Here is a 21405-nt window from a genome sequence, read left to right on the forward strand (position 1 = left end):
CCGTCAAATCCACGGGGCTGCACGTGGGTGAGGCTGTCCCCGGCACCGCCAAGGTCGACCCGATCATGGTGGCAGACGACATCACCAAGACCTTCGGCGGTCTGACGGCCGTGAGCGTCGACCACGTCGAGATCCCCCGAAACGCGATTACCGCCCTCATCGGACCCAACGGCGCCGGCAAGACCACGCTGTTCAACCTGCTGTCCGGCTTCGACAAGCCTGACTCGGGCAAGTGGTCCTTCAACGGTCGCGCACTGGCCGGTGTCCCGGCCTTCAAGACGGCCCGGCTCGGACAGGTGCGCACCTTTCAGCTCACCAAGGTCCTGGCCCGCCTCACCGTCCTGGAGAGCATGAAGCTCGGCGCCAACCACCAGCGTGGGGAACGCATGCTGTCCAGCATCTTCCCGTTTCTGTGGCGCAAGCAGGAGCAGGAAGTCGAAGCGCGCGCACTGATACTGCTCGAGCGCTTCAAGTTGTTGGACAAGAAGGATGATTACACCGCGTCCATGTCGGGTGGTCAACGCAAACTACTGGAAATGGCGCGAGCCCTGATGACCGAGCCCGAGTTCGTCCTGCTGGACGAACCGATGGCTGGCGTCAACCCGGCGCTGACGCAATCGCTGCTCGATCACATCGTTGGCCTCAAGCAGGCGGGCATGACGGTCCTCTTCGTCGAGCACGACATGCAGATGGTCCGGCACATCGCCGACTGGGTCATCGTCATGGCCGAGGGCAAGATCGTCGCTGAAGGTCCACCAGAGTCGGTCATGCGAGACCAGGCCGTGGTCGACGCCTATATCGGCAGCCACCATGATGAGGACCTCGGAATCATCACCGGTCGCTATCAACCTGAGGAGGGACAGCATGTCTGAGCCGGTGTCTGAGTCTGACCCCGCGGGGTCGACGACGGTGCAAGAGCGCGAGGTCGTCGTCGACGTCCAGACGTTGACAGCTGGCTACCTGCCGGGCATCAACATCCTGACCGACTGCAATCTGGTGGCTCACCACGGCGAGATCGTCGGGATCATCGGGCCCAACGGAGCGGGCAAGTCGACGCTGCTCAAAGCGATCTTCGGCCTGGTCAACGTGCGCAGCGGGAGCATCACCCTCCACGGGGACGACATCACCAACCTGTCTGCGGATCAGATGGTCGCCCAAGGGGTCGGCTTCGTGCCGCAGACCGAGAATGTCTTCCAGACCTTGACCATCGAGGAGAACCTGCAGATGGGCCTCTACCAGCGGCCCAAGGTCTACCCCGAACGTCTCGAGTTCGTCCTGGATATCTTCCCGGCGCTCAAAGACCGACTCAAGCAGCGTGCCGGCTCCCTCTCCGGTGGTGAGCGTCAGATGGTCGCGATGTCACGCGCTCTCATGATGGAACCACATGTCCTCCTCCTGGACGAGCCGTCAGCGGGCCTGTCGCCGGTGCGTCAGGACGACGCCTTCATCCGCGTCTCCGACATCAACAAGGCGGGCGTCACGGTCATCATGGTCGAGCAGAACGCTCGTCGGTGCTTGCAGATCTGCGATCGCGCCTATGTCCTGGACCAGGGCAGGGACGCCTACACCGGCACCGGTCGGGAGCTCCTCAACGACCCCAAGGTCATCAGCCTCTACCTCGGGACCCTGGGGCAAGACGACTAGTCCTCCGAACGACCCCACAGCAAGGGCCGGACGAGATTTCTCGTCCGGCCCTTGCTGTGGGGCTCAATCCCTGCACTGGTGATCGCTGGCCCCCTCCCCAGGGAAGACAGGACGCCCCGCCCACTGGTTGGTGGACGGGGCGACGTGCTGCAGGCGGGCCTGCGTAGGATCCTCGATCAGTTGATGCGCTTGAGCGAGTTGTCGTCCTGGTACTCGTAGATGCCGATGGTCGCCTCGGTGGGGTCGCCCTTGTCGTTGAAGGTGACCGGACCGGACGGGCCATCCCAGTCGACGACGCCCCCATCGGTGATGATCTTGGCAGCTGCCTTGAACTCGGTCGCCTTCTCACCTTCGCCAGAACCACCGGAGACTTCCTGCATCTTGCTCGCGATCTCCTTGCCGTCGGTGGAGTTGGCGGCGAGGGCAGCCAGCGCGGTCAGGATCACCGCGTCGTAGGACTCACCGGCGTAGTTGAGGTCGGTGAGCTCCTTCTTGCCGGAGTCGATCCACGCGGTGTTCATCCGCTCGAGGAAGTCGTCTGCCAGCGCCGGTCCGGGCTGCGTGCCCTTGGACCCCTTCAGGCTCGGCTTCTTCATGGTCTCGGAGTAGTCGGCGATGTTGCCGTCGACGAAGTAGAGCTTGCTCGTGTCAACCTTGGCCTGACCCAGCGCCGGGAGGATCGTCTTGATCTCGTCGAACGTGATCAGGACCATGGCGTCCGGTGCTGCAGCCGTCAGCGAGCTCAACTGGGCGTCGAAGGTGGTGTCGCCCACGTTGTAGGACTCACTGGCGACGACCTTGCCGCCCGCCGCCTCGTAGGCCTCCTTGAAGGCCGCCTCCAGCCCGGTGCCATAGGCGTCGTTGATGTAGAGGATGCCCACGGTCTCCCGGCCGTCAGAGGCGACGAGGTTGCCGAGCACCTCGCCCTGCAGGAGGTCCGAGGGCGCGGTGCGCCAGTAGAGACCTTGGTCGTTCCAGTCGGTGAAGTCCGGGGACGTGTTAGCCGGCGAGATCATCAGCACACCGGCTGCGGTGACCTCATCGAGGAACAGCTTGGACACTCCCGAGGACGCAGCACCCACGATGACGCTGACGCCGGCGTTCAGGAGCTGCGGGACGGTGGTCGCATAGGCCTTGTTGTCGGTGTCCCCGGAGTCGCCGTAGGTCACCTCGACCTTGATGCCAGCGTCCGCCTCGTTGATGTCCTGCGCGGCGAGCATGACGCCCGCCTCTTCAGGCGGGCCGAGGAAGGCGAGGTTGCCGGTCTGCGGCAACACGGTGCCCACCTTGAGGGTGAGGTCACGCTCACCAGCCGCGCCGGTGCCGGCGCCGCCGGCGGCGTCGCTGCTGGCAGCGGCGTCGTCCTTCTTGGGGTCGTCGGCGCCTCCGCCGCAGGCTGCCAGCACGAGGCTGGAAGCAGCGAGCAGAGCGATCCCGCGGGCGGTCACGGACCCGCGCGAACGAAGAGAAGTTGAGCTCATGTTGCTCCTCATGAATCATGGTGGCAGCCACAATGCGGCCACGGTGTGAGTCGAACGTAGGTCCCCGTCAGCGTGAAGACAAGGCTAGACGCGCGCCCGCGTCTTGATTGTGCCCACATCGTTATCTCCGCGACCCCCGTCGTTACCTAGAACGCCGCGGACGCCCTCAGTGGTCTCGGGGCCGATGCCCTGTGCAGTCAGTGGGCCGCGGCGTGCCAAGTGCGGCCCACGCCCACGCTGACGTCAAGCGGGACCGTCAGATCGGCGGCTGCGCCCATCTGCTCGCGGACGATCGCCTCCACCTGTTCACGTTCACCCGGAGCGACCTCCAGCACCAACTCGTCGTGGACCTGCAGCAACATGCGGGATCGAGCGCCTGCGGCCCGGAGCGCCTCCTGGGTCCGGAGCATGGCAACCTTCATCAGATCTGCAGCCGAGCCCTGGATGGGGGCATTCAGCGCCATCCGCTCAGCCATCTCACGCCGCTGCCGGTTGTCGCTGGTGAGGTCCGGCAGGTGGCGTCGACGCCCAAGGATCGTCTCGGTGAACCCGCTACGACGCGCTTGCGCAACGATCTCTTTGAGGTAGTCGCGGACCCCTCCGAACCTCTCGAAGTACTCCTCCATGAGGCCCTTGGCCTCTGCCGTCGAGATGCTCAACTGCTTAGACAACCCGAAGGCAGACAGTCCATAGGCCAGGCCGTAGCTCATCGCCTTCACCTTGGAACGCATCTCTGCAGACACTTCGCCGGGTTCGACACCGAAGACGCGCGAGCCAACGAAGCGGTGCAGGTCCTCACCGGTACGGAAGGCTTCGATCAAGCCTTCGTCCCCGGAGAGGTGGGCCATGATCCGCATCTCGATCTGGCTGTAGTCAGCCGACATCAGGGACTCGTAGACCAGTCCCTGCCCACGATCCTCCCCCACCACGAAGATCTCGCGCAGCCGGCGACCCTCCTCGGTCCGGATCGGGATGTTCTGAAGGTTGGGCTCGGTCGAGCTGAGCCGACCGGTGGCGGCGATCGTCTGCTGATAAGTCGTGTGGATCCTGCCGTCGTCGGCCACTGACCGGATCAGTCCTTCTGCGGTGATCCGTAGTCGGGTCTTGTCGCGATGGCGCAACAGCGCCTCGAGGAAGGGATGCTCAGTCTGGGCGTAGAGACCAGCCAAAGCATCGGCATCGGTCGTGTAGCCGGTCTTGGTGCGCCGGGTCTTGGGCAGACCGAGGGTCTCGAAGAGCACCACCTGGAGCTGCTTGGGGCTGCCCAGATTGATGGTGTCGTCACCGATCGCCGACCAAGCGTCGTGCTCAGCCGCTGCCACCGACTCACCGAACTCTGCCTCCAACTCCTCCAGGGCGGGGATGTCGACCGCGATCCCGATCCGCTCCATACTTCGGAGCACGCCGACGAGGGGGAGCTCCACGTCGCGCAGGAGGAGCTGCTCCTCCTCGTCGGCTAGCTCGGCATCGAGCGCGACGGAAAGGTCGTGGACCGCACGGGCATGGACCATCGACGATCTCGCGGCGGCCTTGGCCCCATCGTCCGCGTCCCAGGTCAGGTCTAGGGTGCCCTGGTCCTGCGGGTCAGCATCGAGGCGCAGCTCCCGCTTGAGATAGCGCAGCGACAGGTCGGTCAGATCGTAAGACCGTTGGTCGGGCCGGACCAGGTAGGCGGCCAGGGAGGTATCGCTCACGACACCTTCCACCGGCAGTCCCCTGGCCTCAAGAGAAGCGACCTGGCCCTTGGCATCATGGAAGACCTTCGGCCGGTCCGCGTCGACGAGGAAGTCCGCGAGGACGGCCTCGTCCTCGGCGCTGAGGTCGAGCAGATTCAGGTAGGCCGCGTGCTCGGCCCCGGCGAGCCCCAGGGTCGTAGCGCCGCCCGGGCCAGCCGGGGTGGCGGGGTCAGCGTGGACCACGAGGGCGCAGCGTTCACCTGGGCCGACGTGCGCGTCCAGCCATCCGGCCAACTCGTCGGGCCGCAGGTGCGCACCCTCCAACTCGATGCCCTCCTCAGCCTCGGACTCGGCTGACTCCAGCGTGTCGAAGAGTCGTTCGCGCAGCACCCGGAACTCCAGCCCGTCGAAGACGCGGTGGACCTCCTCACGGTCCCAGCCCTTGACGGCCAGGTCGTCGATGGTCACGGGCAGGTCGACGTCCAGGACCAGCTGATTGAGGCGACGGTTGCGCAACACCTGATCGAGGTGGTCCCGGGTGGCCTGCCCCGCCTTTCCGGGAAGTTGGTCGACATGGTCGACCAGTCCGGGCAGGTCCCCATACAGACCCAGCCACTTGGCGGCAGTTTTGGGCCCGACACCGGGGACGCCGGGAAGGTTGTCGGAAGTCTCACCGACCAGGGCGGCGAGGTCGCTGTAGCGCTCCGGCGGCACGCCATACTTCTCGTGGACGGCGGCGGGCGTCATCCGCGCGAGGTCGGAGACCCCCTTGCGCGGATAGAGCACGGTCGTGCCGTCGTCGACCAACTGCAGAGCATCGCGGTCGCCGGAGCAGATCAGCACGTCCATGTCCTGGGCGCGCGCTCGGGTGGCCAACGTGGCGATGATGTCGTCGGCCTCGTAGCCCTCGAGCTCGACATGGGTGATCCGGAGCGCGTCCAGGATCTCCTTGACCAAGTCAACCTGTCCCCGGAACTCGTCGGGGGTCGCCGCCCTGCCGGCCTTGTACTCGGGATACTCCTCGCTGCGGAAAGTCCGACGAGACACGTCGAAGGCGACCGCCAGGTGGGTCGGCGCTTCGTCCCGCAGCACATTGATGAGCATGGAGGTGAATCCATAGACCCCGTTGGTGCTCTGCCCCGTGCTCGTCGAGAAGTTCTCGACCGGCAGCGCGAAGAAGGCACGATAGGCCAGCGAATGTCCGTCTAACAACAGCAGTCGACTCACGCATGGCAGCCTATGTCCCATGACCGACAACGCCCTACCCCAGCCCTGCCCGCCGGATGACCTGCCCTTCCGGACCTCGGGCACGCTGGTTGAGCGGATGGGTATGGAGTTTCTCGAGCTGGGGTCTGAGCGCACCGTCGCGCGGATGCCGGTCGCAGGAAACACGCAGCCCTACGGCTTGCTGCACGGTGGCGCTTCTGCCGCGCTGGCGGAGACAGTGGGCTCGGTCGCCGCCGCCCTCCACGCGGGAGCAGACCGGATAGCGGTCGGGGTGGAGCTCAACGCCACCCACCACCGCGCCGTGCGCGCAGGCTGGGTCACGGGGGTGGCCCTGCCGCTGGCCCTGGGTGCTTCCATCGCGTCCTACGAGATCGTGATCAGCGATGACGAGGGATACCGGGTGTGCACGGCGCGGCTCACCTGCATGCTGCGCGACCGCCCTCCGGCCCGTTAGCTGCCGCCGCCTACGCTGTCCGCATGGATGGTGGTTTTCCGGGCCTGGGCACCGTGATCAACGTCGTGGCCGTGCTCGTGGGAGCCACCCTCGGGATGCTCGCGGGTCATCGGCTCTCGGTAAAGGTCCGCGCGGTCGTGACGGACTGCCTGGGGCTGGTCACCTTGCTGATCGCGATCCTGAGCGCGCTTGAGGTCACCTCCCCCGCCCTGGAGACGGCGGTCGGGTCCGGTTTTCCCATCCTGGTCGTGCTGGGAAGCTTGTTGATCGGCGGCATCATCGGTGCACTGCTCCGCATCGAAGAGCGCCTGGAAGCGCTGGCTGGCCAGGTGCAACAGTTGGCCCAGCGCTGGGGTGGCCAGACCGGATCGGGTCAGGAAGCACGGGAGCGCTTCATCGAGGGCTGGCTGACCGCCTCCCTACTCTTCTGCATCGGTCCGCTGACCGTCCTCGGCTCGTTGTCAGACGGCCTGGGCGCAGGCATCGACGAACTCGCCCTGAAGTCTGCTCTCGACTTCTTCGCCGCTATCGCTTTCGCTTCCACCTTCGGGATCGGGGTCCTGTTCTCCGCAGTGTCAGTCGGCCTCGTGCAGGGCGGGCTGACGCTGGTCGGAGTAACCCTCGGCGAGGTGGCGTCGGAGTCCCATATTGCTGCGCTCACGGCGGTGGGCGGCCTGCTGCTCGTGGGGATCGCGCTGCGCCTGCTGCACATCCGGGCGATCCCGGTCGGCGACCTGCTCCCCGCCCTGGCCGTCGCGCCCGTGCTGGTCAGCCTGGTCGCGGCGGTGCGCTGACTTATTTCTTCGTCGCCATCCCGGAGATCACCGCGTCGGCGACCTCACGCATCGACAGGCGACGGTCCATCGCCGCTTTCTGGATCCACCGGAACGCCTCGGCCTCGGTCAACTTCAGCTGCGTCATCAGCATCCCCTTGGCCCGGTCGACCCGTTTGCGGGTCTCGAGACGTTCGCCGAGGTCGGCGACCTCCAGCGCCAGCGCGTTGCGCTCGGCCCACCGAGCGCGCGCGATGTCGATCGCGGGGAGCACGTCAGAGGCATTGAAGGGTTTGACGACGTAGGACATGACGCCAGCGTCACGGGCTCGCTCGACCAGATTCTTGTCGCTGAAGGCGGTGAGCATGACGACCGGCGCGAGACCCTCCTTGCCGATCTGCTCTGCAGCAGTCAGACCGTCCATGCCGGGCATCTTGATGTCCATCACGACTAGGTCGGGCTGATGCTCTTTGACCAGCGCCACGGCCTGCTCCCCGTCTGCGGCCTGACCAACGATCTCGTGCCCCGCCTCGGTCAGCATCTCCGCGAGATCCATCCTGATCAGGGCCTCGTCCTCGGCCAGCACGATGCGCAGGCCCTCAGCCGGTCCGGCCCCGTCAGGTTGTCCAGGCTGCTCTCCCGGCGCCTCGGTCGGCTCGAGCTGCGCGGGCGCCGCGCCCTTGGCTGCGTCGGACTCGGCCTTCAGCTTCATTGCGTCGGTCACGATCGCAGCCTATCTGTGAGATTCCCTCCGTGACCAGAGCGTAGGTCGCATCTTCAAGGATCGGGGCGGGACAGGATTGGGTGCCGGGAGCGGGACTTGAACCCGCACGCCCTTGCGGGCAAAGCATTTTGAGTGCTCCGTGTCTGCCATTCCACCACCCCGGCGCAGGTCCAGTCGAACTGACCGCCACATCATACCTGCTGACCAGCGCCCGGACGGGCACGCCTCCCTCAGTTGGCGCCGGAGGAGTCAGTGGGAGCCAAGGGAGCCGGGTCCTTGGCGTAGGCCGGTGCCTGCCCGAAGATCACGTCGCCAACGCGGTGCAGGCGCAGCGCATTGGTGGTGCCGGACACCCCGGGGGGCGACCCCGCCACGATGACGATCAGATCACCATCGACGCAGCGCTTCTCCCGCAACAGCGCTTCCTCGACCTGGCTGACCATCTGATCGGTGTGCCACACGAAGGGCACGATGAAAGTCTCCACGCCCCAGGTGAGGGCCAGCCGGGAACGGGTCGACTGCTCGGTGGTGAATGCCAGCATCGGCACCCTTCCGCGCATCCGGGCCATCCGCAGCGTCGTGTCGCCCGACTGGGTGAAGGTGACCACAAACTTGATGTCCACCAGCCAGTCCGTCAAGGAGATGGCGGCCCGGGTCACCGCCCCGCCAGGGGTGCGCGGCTTGGTCAGGATCGGTGCGATCCGGGCCAGCCCGCGCTCCTCGGTGCTTTCGATGATGGTGGCCATGGTCTTGACGGCAACCACGGGCCAGGCGCCCACCGAGGTCTCGCCCGAAAGCATGATCGCGTCCGCACCGTCGAGGACGGCATTGGCGCAGTCACTGGCCTCGGCTCGGGTGGGGCGCGGGTTTTCGATCATGGACTCCAGCACCTGGGTGGCGACGATGACCGGCTTGGCCCTCTCCCGGCACTTCTGGATCGCGTCCTTCTGCACCATCGGGACCTGCTCCAGGGGCAGCTCGACGCCGAGATCTCCACGCGCCACCATGATCCCGTCGAAGGCTTCGATGATCTCGTCCAGGTTGGCCACGGCCTGCGGCTTCTCGATCTTGGCGATGACCGGAAGCTTGCGCCCCTCCTCTTCCATGATCCTGTGCACCCCGGCGATGTCGTCTGCGGACCGCACGAAGGAGAGCGCGATGAAGTCGGCGCCGGCCCGGATCGCCCACCGCAGGTCGTCCTCGTCTTTCTCCGACATCGCCGGGACGCTGACAGCCGTCCCGGGGAGGTTGATGCCCTTGTTGTTGGACACCACGCCCCCCACCTCGACGTTGCAGACGACGTCGGTGGTGGTGACCTCGACCGCGCGCAAGGACACCTTGCCATCGTCGATGAGCAGTTCGTCGCCGACCTGCACATCGCCGGGGAGGCCAAAGTAGGTCGTACCCACCACGTCCTGGTCACCAGGGACGTCCCGGTTGGTGATCGTGAAAGTGTCGCCCGGGGCGAGCGTGACCGGACCGGACGCGAAGGTCGCGGTGCGGATCTTGGGGCCCTGCAGGTCCGCCAGCACAGCCACAGCGCGCCCCGTGACGTCACCGGCGCGCCGGACGTTCAGGTAGCGCTCGTAGTGCTCGTCGTGGCTGCCATGGGAAAGGTTGAAGCGGGCTACGTCCATCCCGGCACGGACCAGAGCCTCGGTCTGGTCGTAAGAGTGGGTGGCGGGCCCGAGGGTGCAGACAATCTTGGCGCGACGCATGGTGCCACCCTAGTGCGCGCAGTCACCCCGCTTGGTCACGGTCGGCCTCGGTGCGCCTCGAGGATCGCGTCGAGGCTGGAAGGGGTCTCGAGCAGCTTGGACAACTCGTCGTTATCGAGAGTGTCGCCATTGACGACGACGGTCGGGGTCCCGGTGACTCCGTCCTTGTTGGCCCGCTGCTGCATATCGTCGACGTAGTCGAGGTGGGTGCCGGAGCTCACGCAGGAGGTGAAGGTGTCCAGGGCCGAACCGGAGAGTCCCACGTCCTTGCCCCAGGTCAGGAACTGCGCGTCGGTATAGCCAGCGCCCTCCTGAGCGGGCTGGTGGGCATAGACCGCGGCGTGGAAGGGGACGAAGGCCCCTGCGTCATCGGCGCACAGGGCCGCGTTGGCGGCACGGGAGGAGGAATCGTTGCCGAGTCCGCCATCCAAGAACGACATGATCTGGTAGGTGACGGTAACCTCACCGCTCTTCGCCTTGGTGGTCAACGCCTCCCCGATCGAGGCCTCCAGACGGCCGCACCAAGGGCACTGAAAGTCCTCGTAGACGCGGATCTGGAAGACATCGCTCCCGGTCGCTGCGTCGGCGTCGGCGCCAGCGCCGACGCTGATGCCACCACCGTCGGAGAGCGTGCTCGTGCTGCCCTGAGCGTCGAGATCACCCCCCCGGGTCGCGGTCCAGACCAGGACCGCGATCAGGGCCACCGCGAGCACCACGACGCCGCCGATGAGGATGAGGGACGGCCCGGTCGGAGCGGGCTTGACCGGAGGGGCGGGGGGTCGGGGCATGTCAGCGGCCTTTCAGGAGGAGTGCGTCGACGGACCAGGGCGTGCGGGGACGCAGGACCAGCCATCCGGCCAGCATCATCAAGCCCAGGTCACGCAGGATGTCCAACAGGTAGGTGGTCTCGCCGGGATCAACCGGACCACCGCTGCTGAAGCAGCCGCAGTCGATCGTCAGACCACGGCTCCAGGCGGAAATGATCCCCGCGATGAAAGCGAGCATCAGGAGCCCAGCGACCACCGCGCTGGCCCGGGTGAGCAGCCCGACCAGGAGCAGCACCCCGACGGCCACTTCGACGACCGGGAGCATGGTGGCGACGAGCCGCGCTGCCTCGTAGTCGAAGATCTCGTAGGCCACGACGCTCTGGATCGCACCCGTCAGGTCCGCCAGCTTGAGGCTGCCGGACACCAGCAGCACCCCACCCAGGATCAGGCGTGCGAGCATCCCCACGGTGTCAGCCCCGCCCGGTCGGGATCTCACCCGCGGACGCCTGCTGCCAGTTCTCGCGTCAGGGCACGCAAACTCTCCAAGGTGGGGTCACCGCCGAGCGCGCGGACCAACGCGGAGCCGACGATAACGCCGTCCGCAAAGCTGGCGACCTGTCTGGCTTGCGTCCCATCACTGACACCCAACCCCACGCACAACGGAAGGTCGGTCACGGCACGAGTGCGCTCGACGAGACGGACCGCGCCGTCACCCACGTGGTCCCGAGCGCCAGTGACCCCCATCGTGGAAGCGACATAGACGAATCCTCGACAAGCTTGGGTAGTCAGCGCCAGACGTTCGTCCGTGCTGCTCGGTGCGACCAGGAAGATCGGATCGACGCCGTGCTCTGCCGCCGCGTCGCGCCAGACCTGTGCCTCGTCCGGAATGAGGTCGGGAGTGATCAGGCCCGCTCCTCCGGCTGCGGACAGCTCCTCGGCGAATCTGGCCGGGCCGTGACGCAGCACCGGGTTGTAGTAGGACATGACCACGGGGACGGCGCCGGCGTCCCGGACCGCCGCGACCACCTCCAAGAGTTGGGCGAACCGGAAGCCCTTGGCCAAAGCCTGGGTGGCGGCCTGCTGGATGACGACACCGTCCATCAGCGGGTCGGTATAGGGCACACCGACCTCGACGATGTCGGCGCCGGACTCCACGACTGCCCGCGCCGCCGAGATCGAGCCGGGCAGGTCGGGATAGCCGGCCGGCAGGTAGGTGACCAACGCCGCTCGTCCTTCGTCACGGCAGCGTGCGAAAACTGCGTCCAAGTCGCTCACTGGCCACTCCCCTCGTCAACGAGCCCGAACCAGCGAGCGGCAGTGTCGACATCCTTGTCTCCCCTGCCGGAAAGATTGACCAGCACGATCGGCCGCTCCGCTCCTTCGCCAGCCTCGGCCGCCAGCGCCCGACCGAGACGGAGCACGCCCGCGAGCGCGTGGGCGCTCTCGATGGCAGGGATGATGCCCTCCGTCCGGCACAGCAGGGCAAACGCGTCCATGGCCTCCGTGTCCGTGACGGACTCATATTTTGCGCGCCCGGTGTCGTGCAGGAAGGCATGCTCGGGTCCGACCGAGGGATAGTCCAGCCCAGCCGAGATCGAGTGCGTCTCCAGGGTCTGTCCGTCCGCGTCCTGCAGGACGTACGTCGAGGCGCCGTGCAGGACGCCAGGAAGGCCACCGGAGAAGCGGGAGGCGTGCCGGCCGCTGGGGACACCGTCACCACCGGCCTCGAAGCCGTAGAGCTGGACCGAGGTGTCGTCCCGGAAAGCGTGGAAGATGCCCATCGCATTGGACCCGCCGCCGACGCAGGCGCAGACGGCATCGGGCAGTCGGCCCTCCCTGCGCAGGAGCTGGTCCCGCGCCTCGTTGCCGATCACCGCATGGAAGTCGCGCACCATCGTCGGGAACGGGTGCGGCCCGGTCACGGTGCCCAGCAGGTAGTGGGTTTCATCGACGGTGCTCACCCAGTCACGCATCGCTTCGTTGATAGCGTCCTTGAGGGTTGCGCTGCCCGTCGTGACCGGGATGACCTCCGCCCCGAGAAGCCGCATCCGGGCGACGTTGAGGGCCTGGCGCTCCATGTCGACCGCACCCATGTAGACGGTGCACTCCAAGCCGAACAGTGCCGCTGCGGTGGCGGTGGCGACACCATGCTGACCCGCGCCCGTCTCCGCGATGACGCGCTTCTTGCCCATGCGCACGGTCAGCAGCGCTTGGCCCAGCACATTGTTGATCTTGTGCGAGCCGGTGTGGTTCAAGTCCTCCCGTTTGAGGAAGATCCGCACGTCGCCGGCGTGCTCGGCGAATCGCGGGACCTCGGTCAGCGCAGAGGGGCGCCCGGTGTAGTCGCGCTGGAGACGGTCGAGCTCGGCGAGAAACTCCGGGTCGACCATCGCCTTCGACCACGCCTCGTCGAGCTCGTCGAGGGCCGCGACGAGGGCTTCGGGGACATAGCGTCCACCGAACGCGCCGAATCGTCCAAGTTGCGGTTGGCTCACTGGCGGCTCCCTGCTTGACGGTGTGCGCGGTCGGCATGGATGGCTGGGTGCGAGCCTGCCGCGAACAGCTCGGCGACGGCTTCCCGCGGCGACGCGCCCGTGACGAGCGCCTCCCCCACGAGCACCGCGTCCGCGCCAGCCTCGACAAAACTCATCACATCCAGCGGGCCTCGCACCCCGGACTCCGCGACCCGCACGACGCCCTGGGGCACGCCCGGCGACAGTCGCGCGAATGTCGAGCGGTCCACGTCGAGGGTGCGAAGGTTGCGGTTGTTGATGCCGATGATCCGGGCTCCCGCAGTCACCGCCCGATCCAGCTCGTCCTCGTCGTGCACCTCGACCAGCGCCTGCATTCCGAGAGACTCGACGCGCTCAAGGAGGCCGACCAGGACTTCCTGGGGCAGAGCAGCCACGATGAGCAGCACGAGGTCGGCGCCGTGGGCACGGCTCTCCCAGACCTGGTAGGGGTCGACGATGAAGTCCTTGCGCAAGAGCGGGATGTCGACGCGGGCGCGGACCGCGTCGAGATCGGCCAGTGATCCACCGAAGCGGCGCTCCTCGGTCAGCACGCTGATGACGCTTGCCCCGCCCGCCTCGTAGTCGGCTGCGAGCATGGCCGGGTCGGCGATCGCCGCGAGCGCACCCTTGCTGGGGCTGCTGCGCTTCACCTCAGCGATGACGTGCATGCGTCCAGACCGCAAGACGCGCAGCACGTCTAGGGCCGGGGACGCAGCGCGAGCACGCTCCTGCACGTCCTCCAGGGGCTGCGCTCGTCTGCGCCCATCGAGGTCGGCGCGAACCCCTTCGATGATCTGGTCCAAGACTGTCGACACACCCCCAGCCTAGGCGACCGGATGGCGCCCGCCGACCTGTGGGTCAGGCGCGAGAAGCGTCCGCCCTCGTCGCTTCGCTACCGACTCCAGCCCTGGCCAGGGCATACCAGCCGAGGGCTCCGACAGCGAAACCGGCGAGCCCGATCCATAGCAGCACGCCGGGTCCGAACACGACGCCATAGCAGCCGGCCAGGACCGAGACCAGCATCACGGCAACACCGATCCAGGCTACTCGGCTGTGCCCGTGGTCATCGTCTTGCATCGGTGCTCCTCAATTCAGCGGGCTGCTGCCCAATCGACTCGTCGTGCCCATTGTGCCAGTCGCGCCCTGCGTCGGTGCAGGCTCCCCGGAGCGGTAGAGATCAAGGCAGGTCCGTCGGGTCCTGACCTTCGCTGAGCTGGCGCCATGCCAGCTCGACCCTCCGCCGCTCCCGCTCGTCAGGGTCGAGGTCTGCCCATGGCCGCACGGCATCAGGCTTGGGGCCATGAGCGGCGCTGGCGCTTGGCAGCAGCGCCCAGGACAGCGCCACCACGGCGATCAACGCCGTGACCAGACAGACCCAAAGCCAGCCAGTCGAAGCAACTGACACCACCTGACCTGGAGCCGGCGTCACGCCTAGGGAACCAGCACCGAGCCTTCCACCAGCACCGAGCCATCCGCCCGTGCGCCCAGGAAGCCCCAGGGCCAGCGTGGTGACCACGCTGGCCACGCCCGCCAGCGCGGCAGCTCCCCCGAGCCAGGCGAGGAGCAGCACCCCGGCCCGCGTGCGTGGCCGGCCGGAGCTCGCCATAGCCGCCAGCGCAGCGACCGTCGCGGCCAGCGCGCTGGCGATGGCCCAGGGGACCAGCTCTCCGCCGGCGGCGGAGCCACGGGTGCGCGGTGCCCCAGGGGCGGACTCAAGCACCGTGCTCAGCCACGGCTGGGTGGCAGCGAGCAGAAAAAGACCGAGGCAGGCCAGGGCCACCACCGGCAGGCGCCGGTGGTCGACTGATCGGCTCCAGCGAGCAGGTGGTGGGGCGGAGGACAGGATCGCTCAGTCCTGCGCCGAGGGACTTTGTTGGGAAGCCCAGGACGCGTGCATGCGGGTGTAGACACCACCGCGCCCGACCAGGTCCCGGTGATGACCGACCTCTACGACCCGTCCACGGTCGACGACCACGACCATGTCGGCCGCCTCCGCGGTGGAGAGTCGGTGCGCGATCGCGACCGATGTCCGCCCTGTCGTCAGACCTTCCAGGGCGCGCTGCACCCGCACCTCCGTCGAGGGGTCGACCGCGCTGGTCGCCTCGTCGAGGACCAGTAGGTCGGGATCAGCGAGGTAGGCCCGGGCGATCGCGACGAGCTGGCGCTCACCGGCCGAGAGCGACTCTCCCCGCTGCCCGACCTGTGTCGCCAAGCCGTGGGGCAGCGACTGGACCCAGGCGTCCAGGCCCAGCTCGGTGATAGCCAGGGTCAGGTCGTCGTCATCGGCATCGGGCCGGCCGAAGCGGATGTTGGCGGCGAGGTCCTCGTCGAAGAGGAACCCCTCCTGCGGCACGAGCACAACGCGCCGCCGCAGCGAGGCGAAAGCGATCCGTCGCAGGTCTACCCCGTCGAGGAGCACCCGACCGTGGGAGGGGTCCATGAGCCGGGTGAGCAGTTTGGCCAGGGTGCTCTTGCCGGACCCGGTCTCCCCCACGATCGCCACCCGGCTGTGCGGCTCCAGCACCAGGTTGATGTCCTCCAGGACAGGCTCCCCACCCGGATAGGCGAAGGACACGCCCTCGAACTCCACCCTGATCGGTCCTCGGCGCTGGTGCACCCCGTCGACCCCCGGGTCGGAGACGTCTGCGGTGGTGTCGATGACGCCGATCACCCGGCGCCAGCCCGCGACGGCGTTCTGCATCTCGTTAAGGATCTCGGTCGCCATCAGCACCGGTTGGGTGAAGAGGTTGACCAGAAAGAGGAAGGCGAGGAGTTGACCGAGGCTGATCTGGTCGTGCACGGCCATCACGGTGCCGACGACCAGCACCACAGCGGTCGTGATCCCGGCGAAGGCTTGTCCGGAGACGAAGGCGATGACCGACCGGATCTGCGCCTGGACGGCCGAATCGCGGTGAGACTGGATCGCCCGGTCGATACGCACCGTGGTGCGGTCCTCGACGCCATAGGCCCGGATCGTCACGGCACCGACGATCGCCTCGCTGATGGCGCCGAGCATGTCCCCGACCCGTTGTCGCACGGCGCTGTAGGCCCGGCCGAGGATCGGCTGGAAGGCACGCACGAGGAAGGCGAGCGGGACGAAGCACAGGTAGACCACCAGCGCGAGCAGCGGACTGTAGAACAGCATGAGCAGTGTCGCCAGCAGGATCTGCGCGGTCGACACCAGCAGCATCAGTCCACCGAACTGGACGAACATCGAGATGGTGTCGACGTCGTTAGTGACCCGCGAGACCAGCGACCCACGCTGCTCGGTGCTCTGGGTGAGCGTCGACAGGTCGTGGATGTGCCGGAAAGCCCGCATGCGCAAGGTCGCCAGCCCTTGCTCGGCCGCGGTGAAGAGGCGCACGTTGACCAGATATTGCGCCAGCCCGGTGAACACCACCACGATCGCGGCCAGTCCGATGGCGCGGACCACGAAGTCGGTGTCGGGTCCGCCCTCGGCCAAGATGCCGTGGTCGGTCGTCTGCTGGACCACGAAGGGAATCAGCACCCGCCCCAGGGTGGCCACGACCGCCAGGATCACTGTCAGCAGGAGCCCTCGCCGGATTTCTGGGGACAGCTCCAGCCCCCGTCGGAGGGTCGCGAAGGTGCTGAGGTTGCTCTGGCTCTCGATCCGGCTGCTCACCGGCTCCTGCTCCTCCTCCTGCGGCGTGGCGCTCACGGGGCCTCCTCCTGCGATCCTTCGACGGCGGCCCGGTCGGCGGCTTCTCGAGCGTAGGCATTGACGAGGTCGGAGTAACCCACGCAACGGCCCAGCAGCTCCCGATGGGGGCCACGGTCCACGACGCGGCCGTGCTCGAGATAGACAACCTCATCGGCGAGCGTGATGGTCGCCATCCGGTAGGCCACGACGAGCACCGTCATGCCGTCACTGGCCTCGCGCAGCCCTGCCAGGATGGCCTGCTCGACCGACGGGTCTACGGCGCTCGTGGCGTCATCAAGGACGAGTAACCGCGGTCGTCGCCAGATGGCACGCGCCAACGCGACCCGCTGCCGCTGTCCGCCAGACAGGTTGCCGCCACGCTCGCCGATCACCGTGTCCAGGCCCTTGGGCATCTCCCGCACAAACTCCTGCGCCTGCGCGATCCGCAACGCGTCCCAGACGCTCTCATCGTCGGCATCCTCACCGAGGGTGACATTGCCGCGCACGGAGTCGTCGAACATAAAGGTCGACTGGGCCACCAGGGTCGCGACCGTCGCAATCTCGCCCCGCGCCACCTCGCGCACGTCTACGCCGTCCAGGAGCACTAGTCCGGAGTCGGGATCGACCAGCCGCAGGGCCAGGTTGGTCAGCGTCGACTTGCCCGATCCGGTAGGACCGACGAGGGCCGTGGTCGATCCCGCCTCGACGAAGAGGTCGACCTCGTGGATCGCCGGGGACTCCTCCCCCGCATGCGTGTAGGTCACTGCGTCCAACGTCGACGTCGCCGGGCCGGGGTCGCCGGAGAACTCGGCCTCGCCATACCCCATCGAGACCTCGGCGCGCAGGACGTGCTGGACCCGGTCGTAGCCGACCACCGACCGCGGGAGTTCTGCAAGCACCCAGCCCAGCGCTCTCACCGGGAAGGACAGCAGGGAGAAGAGGTAGGCCATCTGGATGACCTGGGCCGCATCCAGCTCGCCACGCGCCACCTGCCAGGTGCCCACGCCTAGGACCGCGAGGGTGCCCAGCGTCGGGATCATCTCGATCACCGGCTCAAACATGCCCCGCGTCCTGCCGACCAAAATCAGGCTGTCGCGCAGGTCGAAGGTCACCTTGCGGAAGCGGTCAGCCTCCTCGTCCTCACGGCCCATCGCCTTGACGACCAGCCCCGCCTCGAAGGACTCGTGCGCGACCTGCGCCACCTCCGCGCGCAACTGCTGGGCGTGGGTGATGCGCGGCGCCATGAAGCGCTGGAAGACGAGGTTGGCTACGAACAGGCCCGGGAACACCAGCATCCCGATCAGCGCGAGCAACGGGTCGACAACGATCATCATGGCGCCCGCGATGACGAGCATGAAAATCACGCCGATCGCCATCGGCAGCGGGTTGAAAACCTGCCAGGTGGCCTCGATGTCCGCATGCGCGTTGGACAGCAGCTGTCCAGACGGGTGAGCGTGGTGCCAGGACAGGGGCAGGCGGAGGTACTGCCGGGTGACGCCGCGACGGTAGCGCGCCTGCAGGTTGAAGCCCGCGATCGTGGCCCAGACCCGACGGAGAATGACGCCGATCACGTTGACGAGGAGGATCGCGAAAAGTATCCCGAAGATCGTCCACAGGCCGGTCGCGCTGACACTCTTGGTCCGCACCGCGGGCTCGATGACGTGATCGGTCAACCAGCCGATCGCTCCGGCGCTGGCCACCGTCGCGGCTGCCCACAGCAGCGAGCCGACGACGGCGACCGCGAAGGGTCGCGGCTCGGTGCGGATACCGCTCCAGACGACTTTGAGCCCGCGCCGCAGCACGGCGCGCGTCACGACTGGGCGCGGGACCGGGGTGGTGACGGACACAGAGAGTGGGCCTTTCGCACAACAAGGAGATGAACGGTGCATTGTGTCATCCCGGGCCGACCGACTCGAACAGGTTGGTCTGGCTGTGCGGGCATCGCCTACCTGGCACCCACGGCGTCCCCGGCGGTCTGACAGGGGCCGACGACGTGGTGTGATGGGGGCATGTCGTCAGATTCCTCGCTGCGTGAGCTCCTCGCGCAGACTGCCCTCCGGCTCGGTCCGGACGCCCCGACCCTGTGTCCTCCGTGGGACGTGCGCGCGCTGGTGGCGCACCTCGTGGTGCGCGAATCGCGCCCCGACGCGCTGCCGGGCATCGGACTAGCCCTCGGCGCCTTGCGCACACACACAGCCACCGTCCAGTCCGAGATCGCCAGCGGAGACTTCGGCGCGCTCGTGCAGAGTTTCCGGAGCGGGCCACCACGGTGGTCGCCGACCAGAGTTCCGGCTCTCGGCGCGCTGGTGAACACGACCGAGTTCGCCATCCACCACGAGGACCTGGTCCGCGCCCAGCCGGCGTGGGAGCCCACCACTCTCTCCCCCGAGGTCCAGCAATCATTGTGGGGCACCCTCAGTAAGGCCGGTCGGTTGTTCTACCGCTCGGCGGGAGTGGGAGTGGTCGCCATCGCTGAAGGCCTGCCGTCGCCGCGCGTCGTCCTGCACCGTCCCGGCAAAGGCCACGGGACCGTGGTGCTGCGGGGGACGCCGCTCGAGCTGGTGCTGCACGCCTTCGGTCGGACCTCGGTCGCGCAGGTCGAGGTGGAGGGCGACGACGCTGACGTGGCCACCCTGGCCGCCCACATCCGTGGGGCCTGAGGAGTCCGAGTCCTTGCCGCTGCTGGTCGCGCAGGTCCAGGAGCGGCGACGCTCGATCCATGGCCGACCCGTGCTCATCGGGATCGACGGCCGCAGCGGGTCGGGCAAGACCTCCTACGCCGCGCGGCTCGCGTCCCAACTGGGAGCACTCGAGCACACCTGCGAGACGGTCCATCTGGATGACCTCTACCAGGGCTGGTCGGGGCTAGCCGAAGCGCTGGCCCCCTTGTGCCAGGACATCCTCGAGCCGTTGTCGCGGGGGCAGCTCGCCCGCTTTGCGTCCTGGGACTGGGTTGGTGACCGCGTCGGGGAGACCATGACGGTGCCGAGGGCGCAGGTCGTGATCGTCGAGGGAGTCGGCACGCTCCTTGCTCCGTGCTCGGCACGGCTGGACCTGCGGGTGTGGCTGGAGGCGCCCGCGGCCTTCCGGCGAGCCAGAGCGCTGCGTCGAGACGGCGTCACCTTCGCGCCGCACTGGGACGACTGGGCCGACCAGGAGAAGCAACTGCTGGCCGCGCACGGAAGCCCGCAGGCCGACCTGTGGGTCGACACCACCACCGATCTCCTGCTGGCGGCTGAGGTCAGGGCGCGCTCGCCAGTGGCGGGCGCGAGTGATGCTCGATGAGCGCCGCCAGCCGCGACGCTTCGCCTTGGGCACGCTGACCGTCCGCCCGCTGGATCGCCATGACCGCGAGGTCCTCGGTGTCGGAGAGTTCGAGGACGGCCCAAGGCGCCCCTCCCCCGAAGCCGAGTCGGACGATCTCTGCCCACTCCAGGTCGCGGGTGTGCACGAGGTTGACCACGCGCAGGCCATCCTTGCTCGGGACTGCCCGAATCATCGCGTAGCGCGACAAGAAAGCCGCAGTCCCGACTCCGATCACGGCGATGCCGGCCCGGTTGAACAGCTCGAGGGCCGGGCTGCCCTCCAGCGGCATCGTTGCGAAGATCGCGACCAGGGTGAAGACGATCAACGACGCCACGGCGGCAGCGCCAGCAACCCACGTGCCCGTGACCGGGCGGAAGGTGGCGTAGGCGGAGCGCTGCGGCGTCGCTGAGGTCATACCACCAGACTACGGTCGCGCTCGGTCAGCTCAGGTCCGGCCCCGCTCGGTCCCTCGACTCGCGCCGCCTTCTTCCAGACGAAGAAGCCCCACACCACGAAGCCACCGTAGACGAAGTACATGATCGCGGACGGATAGTAGCCAGAGCTCCACAGCAGAGGTACGCCGACCAGGTCCACAGCGATCCAGACCAGCCAGAAGTCCACCCAACCGCGGGCCATGAAGTAGGTCGCGAGCATCGACCCGACGAAGATCCACGCGTCGGTCCAGTAGTACCAACGCGGAGCCGGCCATCCGGCGCCGACCTGCGCGAAGACCCACTGGGCGAGGACGACCAGGACGGCCGCACCCACCAGGTAGCCGATCCGCTCACGGCGGGTCGTCCACCGGGGAGTGATCGCCGGCGCATCCTTGGCGCGGCCCTTGCGCGACTGCTGCCAGGCCCACCACCCATAGATGCTGGTGATGACGAAGAACACCTGCCGGGAGGCCTGTCCGAAGAGACTGTGCTCCTGCGGGTTCGGGAACCAGACGCCCATGAATACGGTGAACAGGAAGACGTTTCCGACGATCCCGATGGGCCAGGCCCAGACCTTGCGGCGCATGCCCAGGATCGCTGAAGCGAGACCGAAGAGGTTGCCGACCACCTCGATCCATTTGATCGAGTGACCAGCGATGGTGAGTTGCGCGTTGAACAGATCGTTCCAGACGTCCACGACGTTGCATCCTTACGGATCGGGTGGCCGGGACGAAAAAGTCCCGGGCCACGTGACGGTGGCCGCCGGGGGTGTGCGAAAGCGGACGAGTCGTCGAAACCCGGCACTGGATCAGGGACGCCCGAACGGGCACCCTGACACCATCGCCATGGCGACTCGCGTGCTGCCTCCCATCCGGACTTTCACCGTCGGTCCTGGAGTTTCACCAAGTCAACCGGCCGCTGGCTGCGGCCGGGTCGCGGACTCTCACCGCCGGCTCGGAATTTCACCGACCCCGGAGCACGTATAACGCGACCACTCTACCCCTGGTCGAGGTGGCCGGCAGCCAGG

Annotated in this window: 21 protein-coding genes, 1 tRNA gene and 1 riboswitch; of the genes, 6 read left to right on the plus strand and 16 right to left on the minus strand. The window is 67.4% G+C overall.

What is annotated here, in order from left to right; translation table 11 throughout:
* Positions 1–65: 65 nt before the first annotated feature.
* Together Q4P07_RS00960 and Q4P07_RS00965 are read left to right on the plus strand one after the other, a co-directional pair.
* Positions 66–872 (plus strand): ABC transporter ATP-binding protein, encoded by an 807-nt coding sequence (locus tag Q4P07_RS00960; protein WP_303373036.1) that lies wholly within the window; start codon positions 66–68, stop codon positions 870–872.
* Complete coding sequence (locus Q4P07_RS00965; protein ID WP_303373011.1) at positions 865–1644, plus strand: ABC transporter ATP-binding protein; 780 nt, start codon at positions 865–867, stop codon at positions 1642–1644. The genes Q4P07_RS00960 and Q4P07_RS00965 overlap by 8 nt, the downstream gene beginning before the upstream one ends.
* Before the next feature lie 176 nt (positions 1645–1820).
* Here Q4P07_RS00965 and Q4P07_RS00970 read toward each other — a convergent pair whose 3' ends face one another.
* Together Q4P07_RS00970 and polA are read right to left on the minus strand one after the other, a co-directional pair.
* Complete coding sequence (locus Q4P07_RS00970) at positions 1821–3125, minus strand: ABC transporter substrate-binding protein (RefSeq protein ID WP_303373012.1); 1305 nt, start codon at positions 3123–3125, stop codon at positions 1821–1823.
* Positions 3126–3322: 197 nt separating this feature from the next.
* Positions 3323–6028: a DNA polymerase I gene (gene polA / locus Q4P07_RS00975; protein ID WP_303373013.1), complete on the minus strand. Its 2706-nt coding sequence runs from the start codon at positions 6026–6028 to the stop codon at positions 3323–3325.
* Positions 6029–6047: 19 nt separating this feature from the next.
* On the opposite strand from polA, the gene Q4P07_RS00980 reads away from it, so the two are divergent.
* Together Q4P07_RS00980 and Q4P07_RS00985 are read left to right on the plus strand one after the other, a co-directional pair.
* Positions 6048–6482, plus strand: coding sequence for a hotdog fold thioesterase (locus Q4P07_RS00980; protein WP_303373014.1), 435 nt, complete (start codon positions 6048–6050; stop codon positions 6480–6482).
* Positions 6483–6505: 23 nt separating this feature from the next.
* Positions 6506–7276 (plus strand): DUF554 domain-containing protein, encoded by a 771-nt coding sequence (locus Q4P07_RS00985; protein WP_303373015.1) that lies wholly within the window; start codon positions 6506–6508, stop codon positions 7274–7276.
* 1 nt (position 7277) lies between these two features.
* Here Q4P07_RS00985 and Q4P07_RS00990 read toward each other — a convergent pair whose 3' ends face one another.
* The 12 genes from Q4P07_RS00990 to Q4P07_RS01045 form a co-directional block, all read right to left on the minus strand.
* Positions 7278–7979: an ANTAR domain-containing response regulator gene (locus Q4P07_RS00990; RefSeq protein WP_303373016.1), complete on the minus strand. Its 702-nt coding sequence runs from the start codon at positions 7977–7979 to the stop codon at positions 7278–7280.
* 81 nt (positions 7980–8060) lie between these two features.
* Positions 8061–8143: transfer RNA gene (locus Q4P07_RS00995), tRNA-Leu, on the minus strand.
* A gap of 66 nt (positions 8144–8209) precedes the next feature.
* Complete coding sequence (pyk, locus tag Q4P07_RS01000) at positions 8210–9697, minus strand: pyruvate kinase (protein WP_303373017.1); 1488 nt, start codon at positions 9695–9697, stop codon at positions 8210–8212.
* A 35-nt stretch (positions 9698–9732) separates the two neighbouring features.
* Entirely contained in the window at positions 9733–10485 is a 753-nt protein-coding gene (locus Q4P07_RS01005) for a thioredoxin domain-containing protein (protein WP_303373018.1), read from the minus strand.
* 1 nt (position 10486) lies between these two features.
* Positions 10487–10924 (minus strand): MauE/DoxX family redox-associated membrane protein, encoded by a 438-nt coding sequence (locus Q4P07_RS01010; RefSeq protein WP_303373019.1) that lies wholly within the window; start codon positions 10922–10924, stop codon positions 10487–10489.
* A 32-nt stretch (positions 10925–10956) separates the two neighbouring features.
* Positions 10957–11739 carry a tryptophan synthase subunit alpha gene (trpA, locus tag Q4P07_RS01015; protein ID WP_303373020.1) on the minus strand — a complete coding sequence of 261 codons (783 nt, stop codon included), beginning with the start codon at positions 11737–11739 and terminating at the stop codon, positions 10957–10959.
* Complete coding sequence (gene trpB / locus Q4P07_RS01020; protein WP_303373021.1) at positions 11736–12959, minus strand: tryptophan synthase subunit beta; 1224 nt, start codon at positions 12957–12959, stop codon at positions 11736–11738. Before trpB ends, trpA begins: the two co-directional genes overlap by 4 nt.
* Positions 12956–13792 carry an indole-3-glycerol phosphate synthase TrpC gene (gene trpC, locus Q4P07_RS01025; RefSeq protein ID WP_303373022.1) on the minus strand — a complete coding sequence of 279 codons (837 nt, stop codon included), beginning with the start codon at positions 13790–13792 and terminating at the stop codon, positions 12956–12958. The genes trpB and trpC overlap by 4 nt, the downstream gene beginning before the upstream one ends.
* 43 nt (positions 13793–13835) lie before the next feature.
* A complete protein-coding gene (locus Q4P07_RS01030; RefSeq protein ID WP_303373023.1) occupies positions 13836–14054 on the minus strand; it encodes a hypothetical protein in 219 nt (72 codons plus the stop codon).
* A 100-nt stretch (positions 14055–14154) separates the two neighbouring features.
* Positions 14155–14760, minus strand: a complete 606-nt coding sequence (locus tag Q4P07_RS01035; protein ID WP_368660233.1) for a Trp biosynthesis-associated membrane protein — start codon at positions 14758–14760, stop codon at positions 14155–14157.
* A 66-nt stretch (positions 14761–14826) separates the two neighbouring features.
* The gene (locus Q4P07_RS01040; protein WP_303373025.1) at positions 14827–16656 is read right to left on the minus strand and encodes an ABC transporter ATP-binding protein; all 1830 of its coding nucleotides are present in this window, start codon (positions 16654–16656) and stop codon (positions 14827–14829) included.
* Positions 16653–18485, minus strand: coding sequence for an ABC transporter ATP-binding protein (locus Q4P07_RS01045; protein WP_303373026.1), 1833 nt, complete (start codon positions 18483–18485; stop codon positions 16653–16655). Before Q4P07_RS01045 ends, Q4P07_RS01040 begins: the two co-directional genes overlap by 4 nt.
* A gap of 162 nt (positions 18486–18647) precedes the next feature.
* Between Q4P07_RS01045 and Q4P07_RS01050 the strand changes: the two genes are divergently transcribed.
* Both Q4P07_RS01050 and Q4P07_RS01055 read left to right on the plus strand, forming a co-directional pair.
* Positions 18648–19298 carry a TIGR03085 family metal-binding protein gene (locus Q4P07_RS01050; protein ID WP_303373027.1) on the plus strand — a complete coding sequence of 217 codons (651 nt, stop codon included), beginning with the start codon at positions 18648–18650 and terminating at the stop codon, positions 19296–19298.
* Between the two features lie 13 nt (positions 19299–19311).
* Positions 19312–19923: a hypothetical protein gene (locus tag Q4P07_RS01055; protein ID WP_303373028.1), complete on the plus strand. Its 612-nt coding sequence runs from the start codon at positions 19312–19314 to the stop codon at positions 19921–19923.
* Here the strand turns inward: Q4P07_RS01055 and Q4P07_RS01060 are convergent.
* Entirely contained in the window at positions 19880–20359 is a 480-nt protein-coding gene (locus tag Q4P07_RS01060) for a PH domain-containing protein (protein WP_303373029.1), read from the minus strand. The genes Q4P07_RS01055 and Q4P07_RS01060 overlap by 44 nt on opposite strands.
* Positions 20356–21075, minus strand: coding sequence for a nicotinamide riboside transporter PnuC (gene pnuC, locus Q4P07_RS01065; RefSeq protein WP_303373030.1), 720 nt, complete (start codon positions 21073–21075; stop codon positions 20356–20358). Before pnuC ends, Q4P07_RS01060 begins: the two co-directional genes overlap by 4 nt.
* A 156-nt stretch (positions 21076–21231) precedes the next feature.
* Positions 21232–21362: riboswitch (FMN riboswitch) on the minus strand.
* Positions 21363–21405 lie beyond the last annotated feature (43 nt).

Source organism: Ornithinimicrobium sp., assembly GCF_030537745.1.
GTDB lineage: Bacteria > Actinomycetota > Actinomycetes > Actinomycetales > Dermatophilaceae > Ornithinicoccus.

Excerpts from the sequence above, each read along its gene's own strand:
- Q4P07_RS01030 (WP_303373023.1), bottom strand. The coding sequence starts at position 14,054 with ATGCAAGACGATGACCACGGGCACAGCCGAGTAGCCTGGATCGGTGTT.
- Q4P07_RS01050 (WP_303373027.1), top strand. The coding sequence starts at position 18,648 with ATGTCGTCAGATTCCTCGCTGCGTGAGCTCCTCGCGCAGACTGCCCTC.
- Q4P07_RS00980 (WP_303373014.1), top strand. The coding sequence starts at position 6,048 with ATGACCGACAACGCCCTACCCCAGCCCTGCCCGCCGGATGACCTGCCC.
- Q4P07_RS00960 (WP_303373036.1), top strand. The coding sequence starts at position 66 with ATGGTGGCAGACGACATCACCAAGACCTTCGGCGGTCTGACGGCCGTG.
- Q4P07_RS01060 (WP_303373029.1), bottom strand. The coding sequence starts at position 20,359 with ATGACCTCAGCGACGCCGCAGCGCTCCGCCTACGCCACCTTCCGCCCG.
- Q4P07_RS01010 (WP_303373019.1), bottom strand. The coding sequence starts at position 10,924 with ATGCTCGCACGCCTGATCCTGGGTGGGGTGCTGCTGGTGTCCGGCAGC.
- Q4P07_RS00970 (WP_303373012.1), bottom strand. The coding sequence starts at position 3,125 with ATGAGCTCAACTTCTCTTCGTTCGCGCGGGTCCGTGACCGCCCGCGGG.
- Q4P07_RS00985 (WP_303373015.1), top strand. The coding sequence starts at position 6,506 with ATGGATGGTGGTTTTCCGGGCCTGGGCACCGTGATCAACGTCGTGGCC.
- Q4P07_RS00965 (WP_303373011.1), top strand. The coding sequence starts at position 865 with ATGTCTGAGCCGGTGTCTGAGTCTGACCCCGCGGGGTCGACGACGGTG.
- pyk (WP_303373017.1), bottom strand. The coding sequence starts at position 9,697 with ATGCGTCGCGCCAAGATTGTCTGCACCCTCGGGCCCGCCACCCACTCT.
- Q4P07_RS01005 (WP_303373018.1), bottom strand. The coding sequence starts at position 10,485 with ATGCCCCGACCCCCCGCCCCTCCGGTCAAGCCCGCTCCGACCGGGCCG.